We start from the raw sequence: 5053 nt of genomic DNA on the forward strand, positions 1-5053 counted from the left end.
ACCTTTGACCTGAATAATGCACCCGTGATAACAGCAGTTTTTGCTGCTAATATAAATGGTAGTCTACTCTATAGTGGCTTGAATTCAGTTGCGATTGGTACAGTAGCTAGTACTGTTGGTAGTGATAGTGTTACAACCAGTGGATTGAATATTGGTGGTAGGCAGCTCCCCAGTAATAGCCAGGTTGCTTCTGAAACGAAAGTAGAAATAGGAGGTAGCGCTACGGTAGCGACAGGAACAACAAAGATCAGTTGTTCTCGTAATATTGAGCAAGCTAAAGAGGAGAATCAGGAAAGTAAATCGAAGTCTCGTCTTGTCCTTATCAATGGCCGAGAAACCTCTGTTGACCCAGTCACACGACTTACAGTAGATGAAATTAACGAAAAGGAATCTACTGATTTTAATGATGATGGAAACTGCGTCAACCTTGAGCTAAATGCTGATAATGTGAGGCAGTAGCTTTCTCGGTGTTTGGAGACTGAGGCATGCTGTAGGCTTATCGGTGATTGAATAAAGATGGCTTAAAGTGTTTTTCTCTTAGAGAAACTCAGCCACTGTTAATTTTATGCGGATTCTATTTGTAGAAGATGATCCTGAGCAACTGGAGCCATTGAGTACTGCACTCTCCCATAAGGGGCATTTGGTAGATGGAGTGCAAGAGGGAGAAACCGCTCAATGGTTGATTCAGGAGAAAACCTATGACCTGTTGATTTTGGACTGGATGTTGCCTAAGGTGAGTGGCGTTGAGCTGTGTACCCAGTGCCGCCAACAGGGAAAGAACACGCCAATTCTGTTGCTTACTGCCAAGGACACCACTGCCGATAAGGTGATGGGGCTCGATGCAGGCGCCGATGACTATCTGATTAAACCGGTGGATGTCATGGAATTGTTGGCACGAGTGCGTGCCCTTGGTCGGCGATCGCCCCAATGGCTGGGAGATCAACTGCATTTACAAGATTTAGTCCTTGATCTACCCTCGATGAAGTTAAAGCGGGGCGATCGCACCCTCTTACTCTCAAGACGGGAATACCAGTTTTTAGAATTTTTCCTGCGTCATCCAGGCCAAGTGATCACTCGTGAACAATTAGAGCTAAATCTTTGGGAGTGGGATAACCAACCAGAAAGCAATGCAGTGAGTACTCAAATTCGGCGGTTGCGCCTACGTCTTGAGGAAGTGGGATGTGCCGATTGGCTAGAGACAATTTACGGCATGGGCTACCGCCTGCAGGCCAATTCCTAAAGAATCATCAAATGCTGAAGGAACTCCAGCTAGCAGCCCAGAGATGGCAGCAACTGCCCCCCACGCGGCGGGGGATAGTGATCATTGCGCTGCCAGTTTGTTGTCTTTTGGGTACCGTGGGGGTCCTGATGTGGTTCAGCGCCAGTATTGCTAGTTATGAGCGCTGGGTGCATCACACACAACGGGTGAAAATTGAAGGACGTGAACTATTAAATCTCCTCATTAATGCCAAAACGGGTGTACAGGGCTATCAACTGACTCGTCAGCCGGGTTTTTTGGAGCCCTATCATAGTGCTGTTGCTGAGCTACCCTTGACCCTAGAAAACCTAGAGAACCTAATCAGGGATAATCCTACACAACTGGCACACTTTCAGCAGCTCAAATCCCTAGTCACAAAGGTCTTTGATATTCTAGCAAAACATGTTGCGCTTCAGCTCAATCCATTCTCAGAGGATGCAACCCAACGCTACTACGTTGCTCAGCAACTGGAGCAGGCAGAACAAGCGATGGATCGCGCCCATGCAGCGATTGATGCATTTTTGATGGAAGAAGAACGGCTTTTGCTCGAACGCCAGCAACGCTTAGAAACATTGCGGCGAATGAATAGCTTTGTTATTGTTGTGGCGGTTGTTGTTGGACTAGGAAGTAGTGGCCTAGCCATATCTTGGTTTCAACAGCTTCATCAGGAACTGGATCGACGGGGACGCCGCCTGGAGGCTGCGTGCGATCGCTTGGCTCGCTTTACGGCCAATGCGTCCCATGAATTGCGGGCACCCATTGCTGCTATCTTAAGCCATGCCCAAGTGGGACTCCTGCTGGCGCAAGAAGCCCCAGAGCAATGCCAACTTCGGCTAGAAAAAATAGCAACATTAGCCAAGTTCATGGGGCAACTAGTCAATGACTTATTGTTTCTCGCCCGCTATGAAGGAGCGTCATCTCCTAATTTTACAACATCTTTTGAATTAGTAACATTACTGGAACAAATTGCCCAAGAATGGCAAGAAACCTGCACAGCAAATCATGGGTTCCACCTTGAACTAGCCTCAATCTCTGCAGTGGTTAGGGGCGATCGCGACCTGATTAAACAAGCGATTCTTAATTTGCTCCATAATGCCCATCGCTATACGCCGGCGGGTGGAACAATTACCCTGCGCCTGGAAGTTGCAGAGCGTTTTGCTGTGATTGAGGTCAGGGATACCGGCATGGGCATTAGTGCCACGGCACTGCCCCACATTTTTGATTATTTCTACCGCGATGAACGGGTGCGGCAGCGGGGTATCCACGGTTCAGGACTAGGATTGGCAATTGTCCGCCAAATTGTGGATCTCCATCGAGGAAGGGTCGCTGTTGCCAGCCAAGAGGATCAAGGCTCAACCTTTAGCATTAGCCTACCCCTGGCCTCTAACTGAAGTTGTCATACTTGTGTCATTTTTGTTGGTTATCCTCAAGGTGTTCTGGGGAAAACACCAGGATTAAACACCCCTGAGCTATGACTTCTACCAGTTGAACGGAGGATAAAACATGCAGATTCAACGACTACAACCTCTGATGGTTGCCACCCTTACGGCCCTAGCGATCCCCCTGGCGATCGCCCCCCCTAGTCTTGCCCGTCCGGGTTGGGATGGGCCACCCATAATGGCGCGCGAAGCAGAAAAAGCATTTCGCGATCTTTCAAAAGCGGAATATGAAGGCACACGAGCCAAAGGCATCGGCGGTGCCGATACGACGCTCCTCAGTTTGGGCGATCGTCTGTTGGCCACGGCGCGCCAGCAGCAGCAAAGTAATAACTACTTCGCCGCCAGGGAAACAGCTAAGGCAGCTGCACGAGTTTATGAAGCTGCTCGTAACCTTGCCGAAGCTCGCACGGGGCAAGCTTTTCTTTCCCGGAGCTACTACGATGCTCCCTTCGTTGTCAGTCGTGAGTTAAGTCGCACCGAAGCAGAAATGGCCTACTATAGGGGTACTAACAGCACAATCCGCGACCTGTACAACCGGGGCCGCCAGCTCGCTCAACCAGCCACCCTCAGTGCAACTACACCCCCACAAACAAACGGGAACATTGCCTACTTGGCTACGAATCGCGCTGCTGTTCAACTCCTGAAAGCAGCCCGCCACCTGATGCGAGCCGAGCTAGGCTTTTAAAGCTTGATTAGATTAGTGGTAGGGGTAAGTGTCATCTTGCCCCTAGGGTTTTACCCCATTGCTCAGCCCCTCTCCCTAAATTACCCAAAAACTGGGTTTAATGTTTTACTCTGGGGGCTAGCCCCCGGTTTATAGAGCGGCACAAGAGTACCCATCCCCTTCAGGGGATATGGGAGCATCACGGTAAGGTAGGTACCAAGTTCTTGGTCAAGCCATCTTCCTTAGGATTTGGAGGGAACCTGCAATGGTCGGCAAGGTCACTGAACCCGTAACCAAATTTCGCCCTCTTTAGGGCAGGGGAGTATGTTAGCGCAGTTACAGTTCTTGCAGCCTTTGCCCTTGATTGCTGTGGTGCGCGCACCTGATCCGCTCCAAGCGATCGCCCGTGCTCAGGTCTATCTGCAAGCCGGTTTTACCTCTTTGGAGGTGACTTGGACAATTCCAGATGCCCCCATCGTGCTACAACAACTGCGTCAAGACTATCCTCACTGCACAATCGGAGCCGCCAGCCTACAAACGCCACCCATGGTGGAGGAGGCGATCGCGGCGGGTGCCCAATTTTTAGTGACCCCCCATACAGCCATAGAGGTGGTGCCCCTTGCCAAGGATGCCAACTGTCCTCTGATTTTGGGTGCATTGACGCCCACGGAAGTTCTCTATGCTTGGCAATCTGGAGCAACGGCAGTGAAGGTTTTTCCAATCTTAGCAGTGGGGGGTGCGAGCTATCTACAGGCCTTGCGACCCTTGTTTGCTGAGATTCCCTTAATCCCCTGTGGAGGCATTGGTTGGGAAGATGTGGTGCCCCTCTGGCGTGCCGGAGCGATCGCCATCGCTATGGGCAGCCAACTGGGTACAGATCTGACGAGACTCAAACAGCAGGTGGCTCGGGCTCATCAGGCGTATCAGGCGCTGGGGCAGGGGTAAGGGTGCGCACCCGCTCAGCATGGAAACGTTTGCGTCGCCAGCGTTTGCCCATGTCCAAGCCAATGGTTTTGTGGAAGTCGTCTTGGACTTTGGCAGTTAGGCGGTAGGACACTTGGCGGACAATTTGAGCCAAGACGCGGTTACCGGTCCCCTGAATCAGACCATGGGGCAGACGGTAGATAAACCGCGGAAAGTACATTTTCACCCGCAAATCCAATTCCCAATTCACCCGGGTGTAGTCAAGGATGTTCAAGGCTAACAGGTCCCTGTCGGTTTCAGGTGTGGCTCGCATCGGTACCAAGGCCATAGCCGCTTGAAAATTCACCTCATAGTTCAAAAACGGCTGTTCGGGCACCGGAATTGTTTCAATGCGATAGACCCCCTGCTCTTGGGGTAGCAGATGCAGTCCAATTTTAGGTTCCACTTCATAGCCATGGGAACCGTAGCGACCAATGGTGAGAATGTAGCCATGCTTGCCCACCGGCTCTACTTTCATGGGGTGGGCACAACGATGGAACCAGTCTTGATGGTTGTTGAGGTAGGTTTCATAGCGTAACACTGGAGCATAGACTTCCATCCAGCCTTGGAATTGGTTGTGAAAAATAAAAGGGGGTAGGTTCGTCCCGTACTGGGCGTCCGTCATAGCATTACATCAGCATTTGGTGATTTTGATCCTGACATACTGCTGGGGGCGATCGCTAGTGCGGGGAGCCTTGGAAATGTCATCTCTGTCCAACGGTTGGTTTA

The 5053-nt window shown here is 50.8% G+C and carries 6 protein-coding genes; 5 read left to right on the forward strand and 1 reads right to left on the reverse strand.

Annotation, left to right across the window (positions count from 1 at the left end):
- From IGQ16_RS07265 to IGQ16_RS07285, 5 genes are all read left to right on the forward strand, one after another.
- A partial coding sequence (locus IGQ16_RS07265; RefSeq protein WP_297060813.1) for a hypothetical protein occupies window positions 1-459 on the forward strand: 459 nt, incomplete at its 5' end.
- 106 nt (window positions 460-565) lie between these two features.
- The gene (gene rppA, locus IGQ16_RS07270; protein ID WP_297060816.1) at window positions 566-1240 is read left to right on the forward strand and encodes a two-component system response regulator RppA; all 675 of its coding nucleotides are present in this window, start codon (window positions 566-568) and stop codon (window positions 1238-1240) included.
- Window positions 1241-1251: 11 nt separating this feature from the next.
- A complete protein-coding gene (locus IGQ16_RS07275) occupies window positions 1252-2649 on the forward strand; it encodes an ATP-binding protein (RefSeq protein WP_297060819.1) in 1398 nt (465 codons plus the stop codon).
- 112 nt (window positions 2650-2761) lie between these two features.
- Window positions 2762-3382 carry a hypothetical protein gene (locus tag IGQ16_RS07280; protein WP_297060821.1) on the forward strand — a complete coding sequence of 207 codons (621 nt, stop codon included), beginning with the start codon at window positions 2762-2764 and terminating at the stop codon, window positions 3380-3382.
- 303 nt (window positions 3383-3685) lie between these two features.
- Complete coding sequence (locus IGQ16_RS07285; protein ID WP_024124967.1) at window positions 3686-4306, forward strand: bifunctional 4-hydroxy-2-oxoglutarate aldolase/2-dehydro-3-deoxy-phosphogluconate aldolase; 621 nt, start codon at window positions 3686-3688, stop codon at window positions 4304-4306.
- Here IGQ16_RS07285 and IGQ16_RS07290 read toward each other — a convergent pair.
- Window positions 4251-4949 (reverse strand): DUF1997 domain-containing protein, encoded by a 699-nt coding sequence (locus IGQ16_RS07290; RefSeq protein ID WP_024124968.1) that lies wholly within the window; start codon window positions 4947-4949, stop codon window positions 4251-4253. The two genes, IGQ16_RS07285 and IGQ16_RS07290, sit on opposite strands and share 56 nt — an antisense overlap.
- Between the last annotated feature and the right edge of the window lie 104 nt (window positions 4950-5053).

The sequence above is a fragment of the Thermosynechococcus sp. M3746_W2019_013 genome, from assembly GCF_015296045.1.
In the GTDB taxonomy this organism is placed as follows: Bacteria; Cyanobacteriota; Cyanobacteriia; order Thermosynechococcales; family Thermosynechococcaceae; genus Thermosynechococcus.

Excerpts from the sequence above, each read along its gene's own strand:
- IGQ16_RS07280 (WP_297060821.1), top strand. The coding sequence starts at position 2,762 with ATGCAGATTCAACGACTACAACCTCTGATGGTTGCCACCCTTACGGCC.
- IGQ16_RS07275 (WP_297060819.1), top strand. The coding sequence starts at position 1,252 with ATGCTGAAGGAACTCCAGCTAGCAGCCCAGAGATGGCAGCAACTGCCC.
- IGQ16_RS07290 (WP_024124968.1), bottom strand. The coding sequence starts at position 4,949 with ATGACGGACGCCCAGTACGGGACGAACCTACCCCCTTTTATTTTTCAC.
- IGQ16_RS07285 (WP_024124967.1), top strand. The coding sequence starts at position 3,686 with ATGTTAGCGCAGTTACAGTTCTTGCAGCCTTTGCCCTTGATTGCTGTG.
- rppA (WP_297060816.1), top strand. The coding sequence starts at position 566 with ATGCGGATTCTATTTGTAGAAGATGATCCTGAGCAACTGGAGCCATTG.